The following is a 22,935-nucleotide window of genomic DNA, read 5'->3' on the forward strand; positions in this document are numbered from 1 at the left end:
TTGCTTTCAAACTATAATATTTTCAAGGTTCGGTATCCCTTTTCGCGAGTCGCTTTAAGCTCTCCGCTTCAGGCACTTATTCAATATAGCGAACACAACTCTTTGTGTCAACTATTTTCTCCAAAAACATTTTGGACAGCTTTTCTATCGCCATCAAAGCCTTAGAGTGTAAGAGTTTTAAGCTATAGTATTCCTGGAAGTTACTAAGGAAGCAATATATTTGTGAGCAGTTCTGGTGTTTTACCGCCTTGGCTGGTTTTAGATCCTCTTTTGCGTGGCTGGTTATTGGAGGATATTGGCCGGGGCGATCGCACAACAAATACGTTACTAGTAGAAGATGTGACGCTAGGCTCGGCTAAATGGATAGCTAAAGCTCCAGGCATAACTGCTGGCTTACCAATTGCAGCTCGGGTGTTTCAGCTTTTGAATGAAAAAGTCAGCTTTACGGCGGTTGTGGCTGAAGGTACATGGTGTGAGCCGGGACAGGTAGTAGCTGAAATTCATGGTTCGCTGGATGCGCTACTGATGGGGGAACGAGTTGCTCTCAATTTGGTTATGCGGTTGAGTGGGATTGCTACGCTCACTAGTATATATATAGAGAAAATTGCTGATTTACCTGCTCAGTTGGTGGATACGCGTAAAACTACACCAGGATTGAGACTGTTGGAAAAGTATGCGACTGCTGTGGGTGGAGCGATTAATCACCGTATGGGATTGGATGATGCAGTGATGATTAAGGATAATCACATTGCGGCGGCAGGTGGAATTGAAAAAGCAGTTACCCGTATTCGTTCTCAAATACCTTATCCCTTGACAATAGAGGTAGAGACTGAAAGTTTAGAGCAGGTGAAAGAAGCTTTGAAGCACAATGTTGACATTATTATGTTAGACAATATGCCTGTGAATATGATGCGTGAGGCGGTGCAGTTGATTCGCGAGCGGAATAGCCGGGTGAAAATAGAGGCTTCAGGCAATGTGACTTTAGAGACGATTCGCAGTGTGGCAGAGACTGGTGTTGACTATATTTCTAGCAGTGCGCCGATTACTCAGTCGAAGTGGTTGGATTTGAGTATGAGGATTGCACTTTAGATAAGTAAGGTGAATTATTTTGGCTCTTCAGTACTTAGTATGCTAAATTAATATGCTAAAAAGCTGGAACCATTGCTGCACAACAAAGGTAGGCATTGTTTTTAACACTTTAGGACATTCTTGGGACTGAAGCGTTCTAAACTTGCATTTTAAAGTCTACTTTTGATGTTTAACTAATAATTTGGCATAACAGGTACTGAAGAACCATTATTTTATTACAAAGTTTGTATAGTCTTGGGTTTTTGAAGGATAAAATTTCACTAAAAAAATAAGAGTCTTGAAAGTTTTGAACCCGGAGACTGTTCGAGTCCTGTTTAGGAGATTGTTGTGGTGAATCCTGCTATAAAGCGGTCTTTGTTGACCAAGTTGTGAGAGTCTACCACTTCTTATAAGATACAAGGTTGGTTCTTGTTCCTGATGCTGTTGGCAAAATATAACTTTATACTTTAAATCACCAAAAAACCTGATTTTTTCGTAGCTTGGTTTGGCTAAGTGAAAACCAATATTTTTAGAAACGACAGGTTTATCGTTGAATTACAATATTAAGAAATAATTTACCAATAGCATCAGAAATGAAACCCAAGCTAGCCTTATAATTTTTGTAGCTTATGAAGCAAGCGTTTTTTAACTTCCTCAGCCAAATCTATCAGTAACACTTCTACTTGCTCACCTGTTTTCAAATTTTTCAGAGAAGACTTTTGTGTTGCTGCTTCCTCAGAACCAATAATTACACAAAATTGAATTCCTTGTTTATCGGCTAGCTGAAATTGTTTACCCAAGGGACGCTTATCAAAGTTAGTGATAACATTAATTCCACATTGACGCAGATGTTGCGAAACTTTTAAATAAGTTGGCATTAAATCTTCTTGTATATTTACTACCATCACCTGGGCTGGTGTAGCAGGTAAGGTACTAAGAATACCAGCTTTTAACAATCGACTAATTAAGCGAGTTAAACCAATAGAAATACCTACACCAGGCATTTTTTCACCCAAGAATACCCCAACTAATTCTTCATATCTCCCGCCAGAACAGATGCTACCTAAAGCTTCATGTCCTAATAAGGTTGTTTCGTAAACTGTACCAGTATAGTAATCAAGACCACGAGCAATGGATAAATCAATACAGAAACGATTCTCGGACACTCCGAGATTACGCACGCCTGTAATTACCGTTTCTAATTCGCTAATCCCCAGGCTTAATTGCTCGGTTTCTGGCAGGTTTTGGGTGAGATGCTTAAGTTTAGTTAATACTTCATCAACAGAACCATCAATTTTAATAAAATCAATAATTTTTTGAGTCTGTTCTCCTGAAACTTCCTCTTTTTCTAATTCTTGTTTTACTTTATTTTCACCAATTTTTTCTAAATTGTCAACAATACCAATACACGATTTAATTTTATCTTCAGTAATTCCTACTGACTTAAAAAAACCTGTAAGAACTTTACGATTATTGATGCGAATCAAAAAATTACCAACATTTATTGCTTCAAATATCTCAGTGATAATTGCAGGCATTTGAGCATCATAGAGCAAGCTGAGTTCACGACGAGCAACTACATCAATATCACATTGGCGGAACTGACGAAAACGCCCATCTTTCGCGCGTTCTCCTCGAAAAACCACATCCATTTGGTAGCGGGCAAAGGGAAAGGTTAACTCATTCAGGTGACGGGCAATATAAGCTGCTAAAGGAACTGTTTGATCAAACTTTAATGCTCTTGCTTCCGAACCCGTTTCGCCCGATTTATCTCTCTCGGCTTGTCGATTTGGTGGCAGAATGGGGTCAATGCCATAAATGATATTATCGCCTTGATTTCCTTTAGCTTGCAGCACTTCTAAACGTTCTACAGCAGGTGTTTCTATGGGCGTAAATCCATAGCTTTCAAAAACTCTACGGATGATATCTAGCAAATATAATTCTAGACGCTTTTCATTAGGCAGAAATTCTGGGAAACCACTAGGAGTAGAAAAGTTTATTTTGTCACCTTTTGCCATGCTTGTACCTTACTAAGTTGAAATTTGAGATGAGAGCCTAACCATTTGAAGCCGTGGCTACACAAACAAAGTCCGCTTGTGCGGACTAGAGAAGAATGATTGATTTCTGAAAACAGAAATTACTATCTTAGCCGTTCTTCTTGGATTAAAGTCCGTTGAAAGATTTTATTATTCTTAAACCAATGCCAAGTACGGGCACGATTATTAGTATCAGGACTAATGTAGATCATTTCGTATATACTCATTTCTGGGTTTGTTTTATAACTAAACCACAAAATCACAACAGAATCATCAATCTCCCAGGCTTTTCCTTGGATGCGCTCGGTGTCAAACCAGAGTTTATTATCTTTATAGCTTCCTGGAAATTCATGCTTTTCTTCTTTCCCATCAGACCACTTGTAGCGATTGATTTGATAGTAGGGATGAGGGCCATTTTCTGGAAATTGACAGGTTAAGTGAGACTCATAACTATCGAGGATTTTTCCTGTTGTATCAATCAATGTATAAGTTCCTACCCAATCTCCTTCATGACGGGCAAGTACGGGCATTCCTTCTCGAAGATTAGACATTGCAATTCACCTCTCAAAAACTTTGGGTAAGGGATACTACAACACAAGGGAACTACCTACACTTACTGCCGGGTGACGGACTCAAAGCGCAAGTTCCCTTTGGTTGTAGCAGGACGCAAATCATTAGCCATTTCTCGTACTAGTGTTTGAGTCACACTAGGTTCTACGCCGCAAAGCCTATTATATAATGCTGTATGTAGTACTAACAATTCGATTTAGCACTCTGCTTTTCTAGCTTGTATGGACTAATTTTTGAATTCTACACGCAACCAATTGTCCATTAATTGTGCAAGTTAAATTTGGAATTGGTACAAAATGAAATGGTGCGTTACGCTTAAAATCGTAACGCACCATACTTAATATTTAATATTTACCAATTCTCTTTTGCGTATTAGTAGATACCACTTTCTCGATTTAGTTGTTCATCATGCTTGGCAATGACCCAAATTGCATGAATACTGCCGGGTAGCCAGCCTAGAACTGTGAGCAAAATGTTGATAAATAATGTAGGGCCAATTCCAACTGTCAGGAAAACACCTAAAGGAGGTACTAACAAACCTAGAAGATAACGAACTAATTTCATGATTTTGCTGTATTTTGGTGATTTTGTTTAGTTACATTCTTTGAAGATGCCGATTTTGAAAATCCACCTTCAGATATTTTATATGGAGTAGAAAATCGATGAAATTACTATTTCTACTCCCTTTAATATTTATCTAGAAGGTAATTCATTTTGGCTTTTAACATCAGCGCCGCCGGTTAAAAGATTTTTTTCAACGAAGTAGTTGTTAATGAAAGTGTTAGCAAAGGTTAGAATCACTGGCCCAAGAAGGAAACCAATAATTCCACTGACTGAGAAGCCAGGAACTAGAACTGCTGCTAACCAAAAACACAAACCGTTGACGACGAGCGAGAATGCTCCAAATGATAGAAAGTTAAGTGGTAGGGAGAGAGCAGACAGAACTGGTTTAACTGAACCGTTAATTAGACCAATTACTAAAGCGGCAATCAAAGCTGCGGGAAAATTAGCAATATTAACGCCTGGAACAACTAAATCAACAATCAACAGGCTCAAAGCTGTAGCTAGGGCGGTTAATAATGGTGTCAACATTTTTTTGACCTAATCTTTTTTGTTTGTAACTTCTTATCTCATCTTTAACTATGTGCCAGACTTTCACCTCTCTTGCAAGATAGAATTTGCTTCTACCATTAGGTCTATTATTGAGAAAACTATAGTGGTTATCATATTGATGCACTAAGTTGTAAAGGCGTATAGCTATGCGTCCTTAATGTGATGCCATGTTTTTAAGGGTGGGTTAAATTTGTTTAACACACCCTACGAATTTAAGATTAATTTAATCAGATTTTCCAGACTCAGGCTTATAGTAAAGGGCTGACTTATATAAGACTTGTTCTTGATGGGTTTTTAAAGTGCAATTAGACAAGGGATAAGTTACACAAGTAACAACATAACCAGCTTGTATTTCACTTGGGCGCAGAAATTTTTGCTCGCTTTGATTAACTTCACCGCTAATGAGTTTGGCAATACAAGCAGAACATTCGCCTTGTTTACACCCAGATGGTAGACGGATACCAGCTTCTTCTGCTATATCCAGAATATATTGATCGTCTGGTACTTGAATGGTGCGATCTAACCCAAGCGTAGGATTGATGAATCGAACTTGATAAACTACCATCGGCTGTTTCTAATTATTGTTTAACTGTTTTCATCGACAAACTAATCCGCTTCAGCTTCTCGTTGATTTCTAACACCTGCACTTTAACTACTTGTCCGACTTTGACAACTCTGTTGGGATCGTCTACAAATCTATCAGTAAGTTGGGATATATGCACTAAGCCATCTTGATGTACGCCGATATCAACAAAAGCCCCAAAGTTAGCGACATTTGTCACGATTCCTTCTAGTTCCATTCCCACCTTTAAGTCTCTGATTTCCTTAATTCCTTCTTTGAAGGTGGCATACTTAAACTCAGCACGGGGATCTCTACCTGGTTTTTCTAGTTCGCTGAGGATGTCGCGCAGTGTAGGTTCGCCGACGCTATCGGTAACATATTTTTTCAGGTTGGTCTTTTTGAGTTTTTCGGCAATTTGTGTCACCTGATTTAATGGCACATTTAGATCGGATGCGATCGCTTCTACTACAGAATAACTCTCTGGATGCACTGCTGTATTATCCAATGGGTTGTCACCGCCGCGAATCCGTAGAAAACCCGCAGCTTGTTCAAAAGCCTTTGGCCCCAGCTTCGGAACTTTCAAAAGTTGGCGGCGATTTTTAAAGGCTCCATTCTGGTTACGATAGGCGACAATGTTATTGGCAACTGTTGCCGTAATCCCAGAGACGGAAGTCAGAAGTTCTTTGGAGGCGGTGTTCAAGTCTACGCCGACATAGTTAACGCAGCTTTCTACAGTGTCATCCAATTTCTTTTTCAACAACTTCTGATCGACATCGTGCTGATATTGTCCCACACCAATAGATTTGGGATCGATTTTCACTAGTTCGGCTAAAGGGTCTTGCAAACGGCGGCCGATGCTAATAGCACCGCGCACGGTAATATCTAAATCGGGAAACTCTTCAAGCGCTACAGTACTCGCAGAATATATAGATGCGCCGGACTCATTCACCATTACCTTAACGGGTTTGCGTTCTATTGTTTGTAATACTTGCGTCACAAATTCTTCTGTCTCGCGGGAAGCTGTACCGTTACCAATGGCGATTAACTCAATTTTGTACTTTTCAATCAGACTTTTGACAGTTTGTGCTGCTTTCGCGCGTTGTTCAGCCGCTTGATGAGGAAAAACCGCTTGATATTCCAAAAATTTTCCTGTTTGGTCGAGGACAGCAACTTTACACCCAGTTCTAAATCCAGGGTCTATGGCCAAGGTTGGTTTCATTCCTGCTGGTGCAGACAGTAACAACTCTCGAAGATTAGTTTCAAATGTTTTGATTGATTCTATGTCTGCATAGATTTTTTTCTCGGAAATTACCTCTCCCATTAGAGAGATTTTCATCAAACGGTTAAATGCATCCTTCAACATTGCCTGGTAAAAATCACGAACTGGCCGAACTTTGGTTTTAATTTCTTTCGACTCAAGATAGTAAAGTACCGTATCTTCATCAAAAACAATTTCAAAGCTTAATATTTTTTCGGTTTCACCCCGACACAACGCCAGCATATTATGGGGTGCAATATTTTTTACCCTAATTTGATAGTTACGGTACATCTCAAATTTGGTTGTACCTTCGGGATAATCATCTTTGATGCGGGAGACAAATACTCCTTCTTCTAAAAGATAATCGCGGATATATGACCGTAATTCCGCTTTTTCAGCGACTTCTTCCGCTAAAATATCGGCAGCACCTTTAAGGGCCTCTTCCGCTGTTTTGACTCCCTTGATTTCAGAAATATACTTAGCTGCTTCTTCCTCCAGTGAAACCGTTGCAGCATTTTTGAGATTTAGCGACTTGATGAATTCCGTCAGTGGTTCGAGTCCTTTTTCTCTGGCGATAGTGGCGCGGGTGCGACGCTTGGGTCGATAGGGTAAGTATAAATCCTCAAGTTCAGTTTTTTGTAAGCAGAATGAGATTTTGGCTTTGAGTTCATCTGTAAGTTTACCTTGTTGGGCGATCGCACTTAAAATCACCGATTTTCTTTCTTCCAGTTCTGTTAAATAAGTATATCGATCAGCCAGTTCACGTAGTTGCACTTCATTCATTTCATCGGTGCGCTCTTTACGATAACGTGCAATAAAGGGAATTGTTGCACCCTCCGCCAAAAGTTCCAGCGCGTTTTGCACCTGATGAGGTTTGAGGTTTATTTCAGTCGCCAGTAATTGAGGAATGTTCAGCATTAGGTGTGTAAAATGCAAAAAAATAAAAATGCTACTTCTAAAGGTAATATGCTAGATCCTTATCCTGGCGCAAGGCCAAAGTTTTAAGCTAATTTACCAGATGATTGCTCACAAGCGTATAAGCCGAAGAGACAAAACCCACCTACGCAAGTAAGTTTTAAACCCTATTAATCCGCGTAGATGAAGAAGAGTTTGTATAGCATAGCGCAGCTATCCTGAGTCGGGAGAGGGTTAGAACAAGCATCACCAAGACACTTGTATAAGTATACACTTAAACATTGCTACACATAGTGTCTTAATATCCCTACTTTGAAAGCTTGTTACACGCAGTATCTACCACAAACGAAGGATTTATTTGTTAAGCTTTTGGGTGCTTCATCTATCGCAATAATTATTCAAATTGGTGTAAGATATGATGTTGCGTAATCTTGATTTTCTCTAATATTTATTTCGTTCGACTGTTGTGCCTAAAAGCTTATTGGATGTAAAATTGACCACAATTACCAAAACAATTTGTTTTATAAGCACAATAAATAACTTTTCATTCAGAGGTTTGCTAAGATGCCTTTGTTTTTCTTGATACCACTGTGTACTGCTTTAGCCACGGGCTACATGTTTAAAAAGAGTACTGATGAAATTGCATATCTTGCAGGTGTATTCGCAGCTATTAGCTTGATTTTAAGTCTAGTATTGGCACCCTGGCAGATTCAGTTTGGATTGTTAATCGCTGTCTTAATCATTACGAACAGACTTTTGCAGAAAAATGAGTTCAAACAAACTGAAGCTACAGGAAAACAACCTAGAGAAATTAAATAATCTCAACCACGACAAAATATTTTTTCTCAACTTTAAACTGCTAAAAATCATAAGTCACCTAACCTAGTAATGTCCTTAAAAACAAAACTTAGTAAATTTTTGATGAAAAGCGCCTCGATATGTGTATAATTTTGACCACTTCTTGAAACTGTACTGTATTTATTATTTACTAATAATGGTAGGCTTCATTTTCTAATTTAGGGAATAAACTCCATATTTAGGTTAAGTATTGTTGAACTTTTCCATTTGAAAGGCGATGCAAGCTTTTAAAAAGCTATTTATAATCAATCATAATATCAAATAAAGTTTGATCGTAAAATTCAGAAATCGAGTTTTCCATCTTCCTGGGTATCATAAGTGACCTAGGGAGGTTCTGAGATGTATAAAATTTAATATCTTCGTGGATAATATAAAAAACAATTCAGACTATCGGTTCTCATCTATGGTGTGTGCTGCATTTAACTAATACTTTGATGTGTTATAATATACATTGTATTGTCTGCACTGTTGTTCAAGGTTAATTCTGTTTTCTCAAACTCTTTGCTTTACACTTCTATAGTCTGATATGAAATCGCTACTTCTGTGAGTTTATTAGCCAGAAAGCACTTTATAAATATACAAATAAAAATTCATAATGTATATGAGAAAATTTCGATTTTATGAAGTTTTTGTTTAAGTATATTTTCGGTAAATGAATTTTTGATGAAGTGTGCCGATAAATTTGCAACACCCTTTTCTCGTGGTATTCTAGTAAGTGATTATATGTAACAATAAATTTTGAGTAAAGCTCTAGTTAAAATTACATATAATTAAGAACAATCTAAACAAGCCTAAGACTAAATGTAAAACATCTCAAATCTGCTTAAATTAACGTAAGCTGTGAGTTAATCGCCAAACGCTAGTTTACATTAGCCGTTAGTCTCGTGAAAAACTCCCTTTAGACATTAAGTAAAATCCCCACAGACCTGTAAAGCGCATTACTTGAGATTGATTCATCTGTCTATTTTCCGCAGCCAAGCAGACTTCTATTACTCATTGTGTTCCCATGTCCAAAAAGACTACGTATACACACCCAAGCTGAGTACAAGTATTTTATTAGTCGGCTTAATGTATGTAAGCTTGGAGACTGACAAAGCCCTCAATTTTCGCATATCTGCATCACCTATGACATAGATGTTGCGATCGCACTACAAAGTACTATGGAAGCATAGCTGGCTGATACGGAAGACTTCTGCAATTCACATTTAGGTAAATCCAAACTGGAAATACAACTATAAAACTTGACTACAATAATACTGGATGCTGCATACAGCAACCGTTCTACAAGTTGTAGTAGTATTTAGTTGCTAACTCTTGGACACAGCTTTCGATGGTCATTTTGATATCAGTCTCTTCAAAATAGCTTTTTAATGTTGTTGTCTATTTTATGATGTGGAAGTCGAATTGCACAGAAAGTGTGACCGAAATTCAGAAACGTCCAAAACAATAGGCTGTTTACTGGTCGGTTCATACCTACTATCTCGATTGAGGGAAATGTACGATGAAATCTATATTGGAAATTTCAAACGTTAAAATAATTCCCTATATTATCTTGTTTGTCAGTATTTTATTTAGTATTTCTGGGCAATTGCTCATGAAATATACCATGAGCCATACAGATGAGGGACTATTAGATTGGGTATTTATTCAAAAGTTAGTATTAGCTGTTAGTGTTTATTGCTTGGGAATAGTCAATTGGATACTAGCTTTGCGATCGGTAAAATTAAGTATTGCTTATCCATTAACTAGTTTAAATTATGTCGGGATACTTTTCGGTTCCTACTATTTTTTTAATGAGGTGATTACACTAACTCGAATTGCAGGAGTAATCACTATTTTTCTAGGTATTCTTTTAGTAGTTATTCCTCTGAAAAAGCCTATATAAATTTATTTATAGTAAATTCTACAAAAACTCTTGGAAGATGAACATTATTACTTGGCTACTTTTAATAGTTGTAGTTTTATTTGGAACTACAGCTAACGTATCACTAAAATATGGACTTCATATTTCTAGCCCTACTAAGGGATCTAGCACATCTATTTTAAACCTTTTATTGTCTCGTTATTTTTGGATTTGGTTTATCTGCTATACATTTATGACTGTATTGTGGCTTTATGTATTGCGGACAATTCCTCTAAGCCAAGCATTTCCAGTTTTAGGACTAATGTATGCACTAATCCCAATTGCTTCTCACTATCTTTTAAAAGAGCGAGTTGTATTAAGCCAGTGGATAGGAATATCTATTATTATAGCTGGTGTAGTTCTTGTTGTAAACTGATAGTTAAAGGGCCGAATGTTGAGGTTATTAATGTTATTAACGGCTTCTGAAAATAAATTTCAAAAACATAGCCACAAAAATATAAATTAAATTTATGAATATAGGTATTATTGGCGGAGGCATAACTGGTCTAGTATTAGCTCAACGTCTTGCACATCAAGGACATATAGTAACTGTCTTCGATAGCAACAAACAGCTTGGTGGACTGACAACTTATCATGATTATGGGTTGTTTACTTGGGATCGCTTTTATCACGTTATCCTACCTTCTGATACTCATCTAATAAATTTTCTCAGAGATATTGGTCTGGGAGATAAACTGCGTTGGCATAGAAGTTTAACAGGATTTTATGACAATAAAAAATTCTATTCTATCAGTAACACTATAGAATTTCTTCGCTTTCCTCTATTTGGACTTATAGGTAAGATCAGATTAGCTTTTACTCTGCTCTATGGTTCACGTCTTAATAACTGGCGGCGCTTAGAGAAGATTTTAGTGGAAGATTGGCTATTAAAACTCGGTGGTAAAAGCACATACGAAAAGCTCTGGAAACCTTTACTTCTATCCAAATTAGGAGAGAACTATAAGAGAATATCAGCAGTTTTTATTTGGGCTTATATCAAACGACTATTTTCAGCCCGTGATTCTTCATTAAATAAAGAACAACTTGGTTATGTTTCAGGCGGTTACAAAACCGTTTTTGACCATATAGAAAAGTTAATTTATGCGGCTGGAGGTCATATTCACACAGGGGTTGCAGTAGAATATATCGCGCCTCATCCAGGCGGTGGAATGTGGGTAGAATTTCAGGGTAAAAAGGAGCATTTTGATAAGGTAATTTTTACTGGTCCAGTGAATATTTTGCAACAAGTTGCTGCTAATGAACTGATAAAAGTTTCCGACACTGGTGAAACAGTAGAATACCTGGGTGTAATCTGCATGGTATTGATTACTCGCAAAGCTTTAGTTCCTTATTACGTCGTAAATATCGCCGATAGAACTATTCCTTTTACCGGAGTCATAGGTATGAGCAACTTAGTTTCTTTGCAAGAAACAGCAGGATATCACATGACATTTCTACCAAAATATATCCTTTCCACTGACCCATTGCTAAAACAGCCTGATGAAGAATTGCGCCAAGTATTTTTTCAGGGTATACGTTTGATGTTCCCAGAACTCAAATCAGATGACATCGTGGCAGCACATATAAATCGAGCTATTAAAGTGCAGCCACTACAAGTTTTAGATTATTCCAGCCTTGTTCCAAAAGTGAGTACCGAAAACGAAGATTTTTTCGTCGTCAATACCTCACAGTTGGTCAATGATAGCGTCAACAACAACGCAGTTGTACGACAGGTAGATGAATTTCTCAAGAAATCAACACTACTGAATTCTTGAAATTTGATTAATTGGATTTTATTTGAAAAATTACAGGAGTATTTATGAGTCTTTTTGTTCTTTTACCCGCATACAACGAGCAAGAATCAATACGCCCCTTGTTCAAAAGGTTTCAGACATTACAGCAAATCTCTAATATGGAGATAAAACTGATTCTTGTTGATGATGGTAGTAGTGATGCAACTGCTCAGACTGCTTTAGAAGAATCTCAATCACTGGGAGTATTACTTAACTTAGTCCAACATCCCAAGAATGCTGGTTTAGGTGAAGCAATTAAAACAGGTTTCAGGACTTTTTTGGAAATTTCTCAAGAAGGCGATTTTTTAGCCGCAATGGACTGTGACAACACTCAACCACCAGAACTCTTAATAAAGATGTATGACACTATGATAGCTGGTAGCTATGATATTGCGATCGCATCTAGATACCGAAAAGGCTCTAAAGTCATAGGTTTATCAAAATTTAGAGAGATAATGAGTTACGGAGCTAGCTGGCTATTTAGAATTGCAGCCCGTGTACCAGGTGTAAGAGATTATACTTGTGGCTATAGACTATATAACCGTAATTTTGTTAGTAAATTAGATATGTATTATGGCGACAATCTATTTACTGAAAGTGGATTTGCTTGCATGATAGATTTACTATTGAAAGCTAAAATACTCAGACCAAAAATCGCAGAAATCCCAATGGTTTTGAGATATGACCAAAAGCCAACTGCGAGCAAGATGAAAATTTTGAAAACTATTACTCGCACACTGAAGCTCTTGTTTAAGAATCTATTATCTACAGGACAAAGTTCCAACTTAAGTCAGACTTTCAATGAGCAACAAACAGCAAGGATTCCACTGAAAATGGGAAATCGTAAATAAAGCTAAGAGTGATAGTCTGGATTAAATTAAGCCTTTGTAGGAAATAAGATTACATATTTAGTAGGAGTTATTCGTCAGGAAATTTCTTTCTTCTTACTAGAGTTAGAGCATCTCTAGCTTCTGACTCCCTTCATTGAGAAGAGTACTAAGTAAATACATAATATTAGGTGTATCTCATTTTCTGCCATTACCCTCAATGGTGGGAATTTTCAAAATCTCAGCCCGCCTTTGCGGGCTTTTTTATTCACAACCCTTTTGAAGGAGAGTTAGGGAAATCCACACTACTTTTCAAAGAATTGGTCAAGATGGTAGTTGAGTAAATTTGCTAGAGTGAACACACCAGGATTTTTCAGTCAAATCTCTGAATTACGCCAGCAGACGAGGCTACCCATGCTTACAAGTACGCTACTTCTCTCGAATCAACTTCCCACCTTACAATATTCCTCTACACCAGAGCGTTTCGATGAAACCTGGGAAGCCCCCCTGGCTACCCTCCTGGGATTAGGACGCGCCGCAGGCGCTGACTTCATCGAATTATTTTTAGAACGTCGCAACTATATTAGTTGTCTTGCAGAAGAGGATTCCATCACTAGTATTTCACCAAGTCTGTCTACAGGTGCGGGAGTCAGAGTATTTCGTGGCAAAGCCGATTGCTACGTCAGCACTAATGACCTTTCGTTTTCCGGTTTGAAAGCAGCTTTAGAAAAAGGTCTGTCTATCCTGGGATTGCAATTACCTGCTCCTAAAGCTTTCATCCCCGAAATTAACCTGGAACTACTGAGAGATTACGCCACCAAAAGAGGTAAAGATGCATGGCTACCAGTGTGTAGCTCTATCCGCGAAATGGGAGAAGTCCTCCTTGATGGGACTGCTCACCTGAAGCAAAAAGCTAGCCATGTCCAATCGCGCCGTGCTACCTATTTTCGTGATTGGCAAGAAGTCTTAATCGCCGCCAGTGACGGAACTTTTGCGCGTGATATTCGCCTTACTCAGTCAGTAGGATTTAACCTATTGTGTGCTGATGGTGCTAATCGTACGTCAATTGGCGATCGCGCGGGTAATACTAGCGATGCCAATTTCTTGAGAACTTGGGATTCTCAACAAGCCGCCGAAAAAATAGCAGAATCTGCCGGCAAAATGCTCTACGCCGATTACGTAGAGTCGGGTACTTACCCGATTATTATGGCCAATCACTTTGGCGGCGTAATCTTCCACGAAGCCTGCGGACACCTGTTGGAAACTACTCAAATTGAACGCAATACCACTCCCTTTGCTGACAAAAAAGGCGAAAAAATTGCCCACGAAAGTTTAACAGCCTGGGACGAAGGGCGCTCTGAAAATGCCTTCGGGACAATTGACATGGATGACGAAGGTATGCCTGCTCAAAGAACCTTATTAATTGAAAAAGGCGTTCTCAAAAACTTCTTAGCAGATAGAACAGGTTCTGCACGCACCGGACACCCCAGAACTGGAAGTGGCCGCCGCCAAAATTATACCTTTGCTGCTGCTAGCCGGATGCGTAATACTTATATTGATTCTGGCGAATATAGCACTGATGATTTATTTGCCTCGGTTGATAAAGGTATTTACTGTAAGAAAATGGGTGGTGGTAGTGTTGGTGCTACAGGTCAATTTAACTTTAGTGTTGATGAAGCTTATTTGATTGAAAATGGCAAAATTACTAAACCGCTAAAGGGAGCAATTTTAATTGGTGAAGCTAAGGAAATTATGAATAAAATTTCTATGTGTTCCCAAGATTTGGAAATTGCACCAGGTTTTTGTGGCTCTGTCAGTGGCAGCATTTACACCACAGTCGGACAACCCCACATCAAGGTTGATTCTATTACCGTCGGTGGACGATAATAATTTTAGATTTTGGACTTCGACTCCGCTCAGTCGAACGATTTTGGATTTTGGATGGTAATATTCAAAATCCAAAATGCTCATGCTCCCGGATAATTCCGTAGGTTAAATCTAAAATCTAAAAGAACAAATTGTTTGACTGTTACTTCAGTCAGAATTATTCGAGAGAAATATAAGCAATAACATCCAAAATCTAATCTTAAATAAAAATAGAATCGCTGCCAATCCGAAATCTAAAATCTAAAATCCAAAATTGACTATGCCAAATATCAATGAGATTGCAAACTCTGCCAAGGACAATGCCGAAAAGCTTGGTATTAAAAAATTTGACATTTATGGCTCAACAGTAGATGATACTAGCGTGCAAGTAGACCAAGGTGAGCCAAAACAAGTTAAAGCTTCAAATCGCTCTGGTGTTACTGTTCGTGTCTGGAATGAAGATAATACAATGGGTGTTACCAGCACCACAGATGTAGATTCCAAGGGGTTGGAATTAGCTTTGAAAACTGCTTATGAAGCCAGTTTTTTTGGTGTTAAAGAAAATGTTCCTGATTTTAGTCCCGAAGCTACTGCTCCTATTTCAAATAAACCCCAAGATAAGACACCCCAAGCACCTGTTGCTGAACTGATAGAAAGATTGTTGGTAGCTGAAAAAGAATTACTCGCAGCTCATCCAGCAATTAAAGGTGTGCCTTATAACGGTTTATCACAAAGAGATATTGACAGATTTTATCTAAATAGCGATGGCGCAGTCAGAACAGAATCTCATTCTTTAGCATCAGTTTATCTTTATAGCAAAACTGAAGAAGAGGGAAAAAAACCTCGCAGTGCAGGTGCTTTTAGAATCAACCAAAGTTTAGATAATCTAGACATCAATGGTTGCATCAAAGAAACCGCCGATAAAACTATCAGCCACTTGAACTATGAAAAAATCAAGACTGGTAAATATCGAGTTGTTTTCTCAGCAGAAGCTTTCTTAAGTCTATTGGGTGCTTTTTCTAACTTGTTCAACGCTCAAAGCATTTTGGATAATCAAAGCCTATCTACTCCTGATGATTTAGGTAAGCAAATTGCTTCTCCTCTACTTTCAGTTTTTGACGATGCACTGCACCCAGCTAACGTAGGAGCAGAAACTTTTGATGGTGAAGGAACTCCGACTCGTCAGATTTCGCTGATTGAAAATGGCGTTTTAACAAGCTTTCTCCACAGTGCAGGCACCGCTAAAAGGTTGAATGCCCAGCCAACAGGTAATGCCAGTATTGGTGCAAAAGTCAGCGTTAGTCCCAATTTTTATCACGTTTTTACAACAGCAACTCCTGAAGAAGAGCTAAGTTTAGACACTGCTGAAAATGTGATTTTGATTGATGATTTACAAGCTCTCCATGCAGGTGTTAAATCCTTGCAAGGTTCCTTTTCTTTGCCGTTTGATGGTTGGCTAGTTAATAAGGGTGTTAGGACAAGTATTGAGTCAGCAACTGTTGCTGGCGATTTCTTGGAACTCTTAAAGTCAATTATTTATGTAGAAAAAGAAGCTGAGTTAACGCCTGGGGGAGTTTGCCCAAAAATTTGGGTTAATGAACTGTCAATTACTGGGGAATAAAGCTTGAGAAGTGCAGAGTTAGGAGTTGAATTTAACTCTTAACTCATCACTTTAAAATCATGACTCACCATTAATATTCACCACCGACGCTAATGGCAGTATTGAATACATCTGCACCGCTTAAATCAATATTAGCTAAAACAGCGCCATCTACGTCAGTATTATATAAACGGGAATTACTCAAATTAACGTTGGTGAGATTGGCATTATTTAAGATGGTATCGCTGACGAATGCTTCTGTGAGATTAGCAGACTTCAAATTTGCGCCTGTCAAATCAGCGCCTTCTAAATTAGCACCTTCGAGATTAGCTCCTTTTAAATTTGCATTTCTCAGGTCAACACCTATCAAATGAGCGCCTTTGAGGTTTGCTCCTGCTAAATTACATCCCAAACATTCTCTAGTTTCCAGCAAGCGCCGGACAGGGGCGGAGTTTTCTGCTTTGACGGGAATGGGAGCAGCTAAAGATAGCGTGCTGAGTAAGGCTGCTGCCGTCAAAAAAATTCGTTTCATATTTACCTCCGACACTTCTAGAAGTCATTAAATTTTTAACTTCTACGATACCAGTGTGCCAAGATTACAGAATTCTGTACTCATGCGCTCGGAGGAATATGTAATTTCTATGAGATTAGATATTCTTGTGTAAATTAGTCCGATGGGATTAAAATTAAAAGTTTTTTAGTAGATATTACAAGTGCTTGGACACCGCAAGCAACGCCGAAAAATCATTTTTAAACCGCAGAGGCGCAGAGAGCGCAGAGAGAAAAAAGAGATTTTACCAGTCACCTTGAAAGGGCTAGTGGTTCATCGCATTAATTCTGAAGGGTTATAAAAGTTCGTAGTAAGGACTTTAGTCCTTGATTTGAGCGATAAATCGCTCACTACAAACCTATCAAAACTTTTGCGGCAGACCACTAGTCCCATTATTGATTTGGGTATCAGCTTCCTTGGCTCGTAATTGCAAACTTGTTTAACTGACTAACTGCGCGGCGGAATTGAAAAATTGACGACACAACCCCCTAGTAAGCAAAATTGTTGTCAACAAGTTAGCGAGAGCAACCATAAATATAATCAAAATTTCGTAAGACACAGCATCCAGAGGTTTCACACCAGCTAGTAACTGTCCGGTGGTGATTCCTGGTATTGCGACCATCCCGATGAGAATCATTTGATTGAGAGTAGGGAGCAATCCGGCTCTGATGGCATCTTTGCGATACTGGCTAACTGCTTGCTGGGGCGTTGCACCTAAGCTCAAGTGGGTTTCTATTTCGAGATGACTGGAATTAATGGTGCTGACAAGACGTTCGCCTGCGATCGCAGCTGCATTGGTCGCATTACCTAAAACTATTCCTGCTAAGGGAATTATATACTGTGGTTCATACCATCTGTCTGGTTGAATAATCAAGAAGTTGGTGTAAAACACTGTCAGGACTGTACTAATTAAAATTGCACCCCACACCAAAGGCAACAAATGAGGAATTTTTTGGCTGATGCGATTTCGTGCGACAATCGCCGTAATTGTCAGCATTATTGCTAATAGCGCCAAAACTGCCCAAGCATTGTCTAAAGCCAAGATGAAATCTAAAATGTATCCCAATACAAGAAGTTGTAAGATGGTTCTCCCAGTAGCTAGGGCTAGGTTCAACTCTAATCCTAATTTTTCCCAGGCAGATAAACCAATGGCGATCGCCATCAATCCCACAGCAATAGCTAAATCCGCAAAATCCAGCTTGATCATATCCTGCATGGGTTTTCTATCTCCTAGTATTTTCTTCTCAAAGCAGCTCACACACCTGGAACTTTGATCCGATGTGTTGGATCTTGGTTGATATATATCACCTTCATCAATTCAAATTTAAAAAATGGTACAACCTTAACATGGCAAACTCCTAGTATGTCTACTATCTGTAAATTAAATGTGCGGTATTCTACCGCCCCACAATTTAAGTAAAAACCCTAATAGATGCGTATCTTAGGTGATAGTCTTTTACTTGCTCCTTTTTGATTAACAATTCAATTAGCAAAAATTGACTCTCGAAGTGCATCCTTTGTATCTCCCGATAAAATGAGAACTCATGATCCAAAGTGTAAATCCCATCCCTGCCTTTGATATCAAGCAGCAATACACCAGCATCGAAGCAGAAGTAAGTGCAGCCGTCTTAGAAGTTCTGGCTTCTGGCCGCTATATTGGCGGCCCCCTAGTTGAAAGCTTTGAGCAACAATTTGCTGCTTATAATACTGTTACTCAATGTGTGGCTTGTAATTCTGGTACTGATGCGCTCTACTTAGCGTTACGAGTCTTGGAAATTGGTGCAGGCGATGAAGTGATTACAACGCCTTTCACCTTTATTGCGACATCTGAAGTAATTAGCGCCGTGGGTGCAAAACCTGTTTTCGTTGACATTGACGCTACTACCTTTAATTTGGATGTGGAGCAAGTAGCAGCAGCGATTACACCTAAAACTAAAGCGATTATCCCGGTTCACCTATTTGGACAACCTGTGGATATGACATCATTAATTGCGATCGCTCTATCTCACAATTTGTCAGTAATTGAAGATTGCGCTCAGTCTACAGGCGCAATGTGGGCCAATAAAAAAGTAGGAAGTATTGGACATATTGGTTGCTTTAGTTTCTACCCTACCAAAAATCTTGGTGGTTGCGGTGATGGCGGAGCAATAACAACTAATGATCCTGCGATCGCTACTAAACTGCGAATACTCCGGGAGCATGGTAGTAAAGTTAGATATTTACACGAGGAAATCGGTGTAAATAGCCGCTTGGATGCTCTCCAAGCAGCCATATTGCAGATTAAACTGCGTTATTTAGATACTTGGAACGATCGCCGCCGAGATATCGCCAACTATTACTATCAGTTCCTTAGCCAAATTCCGGGAATCGTCCCGCCTCAAGAATTACCTGGGGGTATTGGGGTATGGAATCAATACACTGTTCGCATCTCAGGTGAAGGGCGGAATGGTTCTACCGCCAAATATCGAGATTGGGTGCGTAATCAATTGCAAGAACAGGGCGTAAGTTCAATGATTTATTACCCCTATCCTTTACATTTGCAGCCAGTGTATCAAAATCTAGGCTATCAAATTGGGGACTTACCAATAGCAGAGCAAGCTTGCCATGAAGTCATAGCTTTGCCCATGTTCCCAGAATTGACACAGCACCAGCAAGACCAGGTGATTTATGCGTTGAAGGATTGTTTGGGGTGAGGGGAGCATGAGGGCAGAGGAGCAGGGAGCAGGGGGCAGGGGGAGAATTTATAACTCCTAACTCTTCACTCAGCACTCCTTACTCCTCACGGGCTAAACCTTAGCTATCCGCTAACAGCACGGGCTAAACGCCCCGCTATCGCTAACGGAACTGTTTTGCCCAATACCCACTCCCTACTTCTTACTTCTGAGTTAGCACTCTTGCAGTCGCTAAAGCTTCTACTAAGCCACGTACAGCAGCAATCATTGCTATTTCGCTATTGAGTTGGTTGATAGCGGAACCAACACCAACACCAGCTGCACCAGCTGCGATCGCTAATGGTGCTGTAACGTTAGAAATACCTGAAGCACACAATACTGGCACTGACACTACACGGGAAATCTCAAAAGCTGCTGCCAAGGTGGGAGCAGCTTTTTCAATTAATCCTAAAGTTCCAGGGTGAACTGGGTTACTGCTAGTACCGCCTTCGGTTTGGATAATATCTGCTCCAGCTTTCACCAGTTCTTCTGCTAACTGCACCTGTTGATCTAGTTCCAAAATGTGGGGAACGGTGACAGATAAGGTAATTTCTGGGAGAAGAGCGCGGGTTTGCTTAGTCAGCGCTAGCACTTCTGGAGCCTCAAAGCGACGACCTTGAGCATAGAAGGAATCGAAATTCCCGATTTCAATTAAATCAGCACCAGCCGCCACAGCTTGCACAAATTTTTCTGGATCTACTGCTGATACACAAATTGGTAATTTTGTCAAACTTTTAGCTAACTGTACCAAAGCGCGATCGGCGGCAATATCAACAAAAGTAGCACCGCCAAATTCCGCAGCTTTGACAGTAGCAGCAACGCTAGCAGCGTCGAAGTTATTCAAGCCGCTAATCACTTTCAGAACGCGGCGGTTAGTAAATGCACGTTGGAGTGTAGGATGCATCGTCATGGTTAGGCTTTTGAAGCTATGAAAATTATAAATTAGGTATATTCTACCGTTACTCAGTTGATGAGGAACTAAATCACTATGGCAGTTGCCAAATTTTTATAGTTTTATCCTTTACCGCCACTAACCAAAATTTTGCCTATCAAAAGTTTACTCTCCCAATTCAGCTAGGTATTAAATGCAGCATCACAGTACCATGAAGCATAAAGTTCAGCAGATATCTATGTGAAAATAATTTAGTTCTGTTAATTAATTCTTTTCAGGAGAAAGACATGACTGAAGAAATCATGGCAAAATTTGACGAGCAAGAAATACTTGAACTCTGGGATCATAGAGCTAAAGACTGGGATATTCAAGTTGGGGATGATGGTGACAGCAATCGAATTCTGAACTCAGATCCAGTAATATGGAGTTTCGCTGGTAACGTTGCGGGATTAGATGTCCTTGATGCTGGTTGTGGTACAGGGTATCTGGCACGCCAGCTTTGCCTTAAAGGAGCCAGTGTAACTGGTATAGATTTTTCATCTCAGATGATAGAAATTGCCAAATTCAGAGCTAGCCAAAATAATCTAGATATAGATTTTCATTTGGATTCATGCACTGAACTAAAGTCGCTTCCAGATGAGCAATTTGATATGATCGTCTCAAATTATGTTCTCATGGATTTGCTCGATCTCGAAGGAGCAATAAGGGCATTCAATCGTGTTCTTAAACCTAGTGGTATTGCAATCCTTGTGTTCTCACATCCTTGCTTTCCCCAAGGCAACTCGACAACTGTAAATGAGGATGGGACAGTTTCTTATAGTTGGGCTTCTTCTTACTTTGAAAGGAGACAACACAACGACGAACCTTGGAATCATTTTACAACACCATTTATCTGGTTCCATCGCCCTCTTTCCGATTACTGGAAAGTCTTCAAGGCAGCAGGTTTTTCTGTAGACGAATTTGAAGAACCAAGAATTACCCCAGAGCGATATCATCTTGCCGAAAATGACCGGAAGCTCTTCAATTCCAAAACACGTCCCTATTCAGTAGTTTTTAAACTTCTGAAGGTTAAAGGATTACATAGCAATCCATAACATTTAGTTCTATCCATGTGCATCTGTAGGATCTTTTACCAATATCCTAGTCAAACTCTAAAGGCCACAAATCGGCAATTGGTACTTCCCATCCTGGGAGCAAATCGGGAACTGTTAAAATATCGCCATCACGAAGTATTATTGCTTCTTGTCCAATGTTGTAAACTTCAACAATCCGCTCATCTGGATTGAGCAAAATTCCTACCTTAGTTCCCAAACTCAAAAATTCTTGAATTTTGGCTCTCAAATCCTCCAAATTATCACTAGGGGACTTCACCTCGACAGTCAAATCGGGAGCCAATTGAGCAAAAGACTTGGGACTGCGACGCAAGCGCTCGGCTAAAACAAATGAAGCATCCGGTGCGCGTAAATCTGAATTTGGCAATCTGAAACCAGCACTAGAAGCTGCTGTTCGTCCCAGTTTTCGAGGTCTAACCCAGTTACGTAACTCGGCAATCATTGCAGCTGCGACTTCATCTGATTCGTATCCTGATGGACTTGAAACAATAATATTACCCTTAACTAGTTCCATACGATAGTCAGGATACTGTTGCTACATTTTTTCCAAGTCTTCAAGCGTTAGGGACATAAAACCTCTACTGATCACACGCTCTGTATCTATTATGGAGACAACAGACCTCTTTAGGAGCGATCGCTCCATAAATTCCCCAGTTCTCGCCAAACCTCTCACTCCAAAGACTTCATATCTAAATGAGAAAACAGGAATAAGCAGTAAAACTGAATATGATCGCTTACTTTTCAAAACACTCCATTGCTATTTGAACCTTCTCAACTTGCCTTGGTGCTTGCATTTCGTTAAAAAGTGTGTAGGCGTAGCCCGTCGCAGACATCGCTTGTAAAAAACTTTCCCTACTTTGACTAATTTCACCCATTTTTTTATGAGTTAATGCCAACTGATAATAAGCCTCAGCTAAGTCTGATTTAGCGCCAATTTTATCAAGAATTTCTATCGCTTCTGAATGATGAAAAATTGCTCTTGCAAATTCTCCCTGTTCTCGAAAAAGTTCCGCAAGACAACTTATAGCTTTAGCCTTAATCTGAGTAAAGTTGTTTTCTTCAGAATGAAATATAGCTCGTTGGCATAACTCAAAGGATTTTTTCAGATTCCCTAAATTTTTATAAGTTAAGCAGAGAGTTACTAAACTATGCCCTATTCCCCACAAAGTCACTCTATAGGACTAATATTTGATTTCTGAAAAAGCTCCGTACATTTGAAGGGTGGGGAAATCAAAGGTCGTGTGTCGGATAAACCACTCAAACATCCACTTCAGATGAGAGAACGAAGGAATCAAAGCACA

20 protein-coding genes and 2 pseudogenes are annotated in these 22,935 nt (G+C 39.3%); 10 read left to right on the forward strand and 12 right to left on the reverse strand.

Annotated elements, in window-relative coordinates:
- Positions 1–222 precede the first annotated feature (222 nt).
- Positions 223–1,089, forward strand: a complete 867-nt coding sequence (nadC, locus tag IQ274_RS33475; protein WP_194144885.1) for a carboxylating nicotinate-nucleotide diphosphorylase — start codon at positions 223–225, stop codon at positions 1,087–1,089.
- A gap of 590 nt (positions 1,090–1,679) precedes the next feature.
- On the opposite strand, the gene hisS is transcribed toward nadC, so the two are convergent.
- The 6 genes from hisS to IQ274_RS33505 all read right to left on the reverse strand — a co-directional run bounded on the left by hisS (position 1,680) and on the right by IQ274_RS33505 (position 7,525).
- Complete coding sequence (gene hisS, locus IQ274_RS33480) at positions 1,680–3,086, reverse strand: histidine--tRNA ligase (RefSeq protein ID WP_194144886.1); 1,407 nt, start codon at positions 3,084–3,086, stop codon at positions 1,680–1,682.
- A 122-nt stretch (positions 3,087–3,208) separates the two neighbouring features.
- Positions 3,209–3,655 (reverse strand): DUF3598 family protein, encoded by a 447-nt coding sequence (locus IQ274_RS33485; protein ID WP_163938326.1) that lies wholly within the window; start codon positions 3,653–3,655, stop codon positions 3,209–3,211.
- Between the two features lie 391 nt (positions 3,656–4,046).
- On the reverse strand, positions 4,047–4,238 hold the full coding sequence (locus IQ274_RS33490; RefSeq protein ID WP_114080493.1) for a YqaE/Pmp3 family membrane protein: 192 nt from the start codon (positions 4,236–4,238) through the stop codon (positions 4,047–4,049).
- 129 nt (positions 4,239–4,367) lie between these two features.
- On the reverse strand, positions 4,368–4,766 hold the full coding sequence (locus tag IQ274_RS33495) for a phage holin family protein (protein ID WP_163938324.1): 399 nt from the start codon (positions 4,764–4,766) through the stop codon (positions 4,368–4,370).
- A gap of 244 nt (positions 4,767–5,010) precedes the next feature.
- Positions 5,011–5,352 (reverse strand): 2Fe-2S iron-sulfur cluster-binding protein, encoded by a 342-nt coding sequence (locus IQ274_RS33500; protein ID WP_163938322.1) that lies wholly within the window; start codon positions 5,350–5,352, stop codon positions 5,011–5,013.
- Positions 5,353–5,365: 13 nt separating this feature from the next.
- Positions 5,366–7,525: a Tex family protein gene (locus IQ274_RS33505; protein WP_194144887.1), complete on the reverse strand. Its 2,160-nt coding sequence runs from the start codon at positions 7,523–7,525 to the stop codon at positions 5,366–5,368.
- A gap of 561 nt (positions 7,526–8,086) precedes the next feature.
- Here IQ274_RS33505 and IQ274_RS33510 point away from each other — a divergent pair.
- From IQ274_RS33510 to IQ274_RS33540, 7 genes are all read left to right on the forward strand, one after another.
- On the forward strand, positions 8,087–8,341 hold the full coding sequence (locus IQ274_RS33510; protein ID WP_114080489.1) for a hypothetical protein: 255 nt from the start codon (positions 8,087–8,089) through the stop codon (positions 8,339–8,341).
- A gap of 1,540 nt (positions 8,342–9,881) precedes the next feature.
- On the forward strand, positions 9,882–10,265 hold the full coding sequence (locus IQ274_RS33515) for an EamA family transporter (protein WP_194144888.1): 384 nt from the start codon (positions 9,882–9,884) through the stop codon (positions 10,263–10,265).
- 37 nt (positions 10,266–10,302) lie between these two features.
- Entirely contained in the window at positions 10,303–10,659 is a 357-nt protein-coding gene (locus IQ274_RS33520) for an EamA family transporter (protein WP_194144889.1), read from the forward strand.
- 94 nt (positions 10,660–10,753) lie between these two features.
- A complete protein-coding gene (locus IQ274_RS33525) occupies positions 10,754–12,058 on the forward strand; it encodes an NAD(P)/FAD-dependent oxidoreductase (RefSeq protein ID WP_194144890.1) in 1,305 nt (434 codons plus the stop codon).
- Positions 12,059–12,102: 44 nt separating this feature from the next.
- Positions 12,103–12,927, forward strand: coding sequence for a glycosyltransferase family 2 protein (locus tag IQ274_RS33530; RefSeq protein WP_163936292.1), 825 nt, complete (start codon positions 12,103–12,105; stop codon positions 12,925–12,927).
- A 390-nt stretch (positions 12,928–13,317) separates the two neighbouring features.
- Positions 13,318–14,790 (forward strand): TldD/PmbA family protein, encoded by a 1,473-nt coding sequence (locus IQ274_RS33535; protein ID WP_163936289.1) that lies wholly within the window; start codon positions 13,318–13,320, stop codon positions 14,788–14,790.
- Positions 14,791–15,049: 259 nt separating this feature from the next.
- The gene (locus IQ274_RS33540) at positions 15,050–16,390 is read left to right on the forward strand and encodes a TldD/PmbA family protein (RefSeq protein ID WP_163936286.1); all 1,341 of its coding nucleotides are present in this window, start codon (positions 15,050–15,052) and stop codon (positions 16,388–16,390) included.
- Positions 16,391–16,460: 70 nt separating this feature from the next.
- Here the strand turns inward: IQ274_RS33540 and IQ274_RS33545 are convergent, their stop codons facing one another.
- Positions 16,461–16,901, reverse strand: a complete 441-nt coding sequence (locus IQ274_RS33545; protein ID WP_114080482.1) for a pentapeptide repeat-containing protein — start codon at positions 16,899–16,901, stop codon at positions 16,461–16,463.
- 457 nt (positions 16,902–17,358) lie between these two features.
- Positions 17,359–18,135 carry an ABC transporter permease gene (locus IQ274_RS33550; RefSeq protein WP_194144891.1) on the reverse strand — a complete coding sequence of 259 codons (777 nt, stop codon included), beginning with the start codon at positions 18,133–18,135 and terminating at the stop codon, positions 17,359–17,361.
- A gap of 328 nt (positions 18,136–18,463) precedes the next feature.
- Here IQ274_RS33550 and IQ274_RS33555 point away from each other — a divergent pair, with 328 nt between their 5' ends.
- Positions 18,464–19,612 (forward strand): DegT/DnrJ/EryC1/StrS family aminotransferase, encoded by a 1,149-nt coding sequence (locus tag IQ274_RS33555; RefSeq protein ID WP_194144892.1) that lies wholly within the window; start codon positions 18,464–18,466, stop codon positions 19,610–19,612.
- Between the two features lie 181 nt (positions 19,613–19,793).
- On the opposite strand, the gene IQ274_RS33560 is transcribed toward IQ274_RS33555, so the two are convergent.
- Entirely contained in the window at positions 19,794–20,540 is a 747-nt protein-coding gene (locus tag IQ274_RS33560) for a DUF561 domain-containing protein (protein ID WP_194144893.1), read from the reverse strand.
- A 269-nt stretch (positions 20,541–20,809) separates the two neighbouring features.
- Between IQ274_RS33560 and IQ274_RS33565 the strand changes: the two genes are divergently transcribed.
- Positions 20,810–21,616: a class I SAM-dependent methyltransferase gene (locus IQ274_RS33565; RefSeq protein WP_194144894.1), complete on the forward strand. Its 807-nt coding sequence runs from the start codon at positions 20,810–20,812 to the stop codon at positions 21,614–21,616.
- Positions 21,617–21,662: 46 nt separating this feature from the next.
- On the opposite strand, the pseudogene IQ274_RS33570 reads toward IQ274_RS33565, so the two are convergent.
- From IQ274_RS33570 to IQ274_RS33580, 3 genes and pseudogenes are all read right to left on the reverse strand, one after another.
- Positions 21,663–22,205: pseudogene (locus IQ274_RS33570) on the reverse strand (Uma2 family endonuclease).
- A 163-nt stretch (positions 22,206–22,368) separates the two neighbouring features.
- Complete coding sequence (locus IQ274_RS33575; RefSeq protein ID WP_322745420.1) at positions 22,369–22,806, reverse strand: tetratricopeptide repeat protein; 438 nt, start codon at positions 22,804–22,806, stop codon at positions 22,369–22,371.
- Between the two features lie 9 nt (positions 22,807–22,815).
- A pseudogene (locus IQ274_RS33580) lies at positions 22,816–22,935 on the reverse strand (IS630 family transposase); the annotation flags it as partial.

Origin of the sequence: Nostoc sp. LEGE 12447, assembly GCF_015206985.1 — a bacterium.
Lineage (GTDB): Bacteria > Cyanobacteriota > Cyanobacteriia > Cyanobacteriales > Nostocaceae > Nostoc.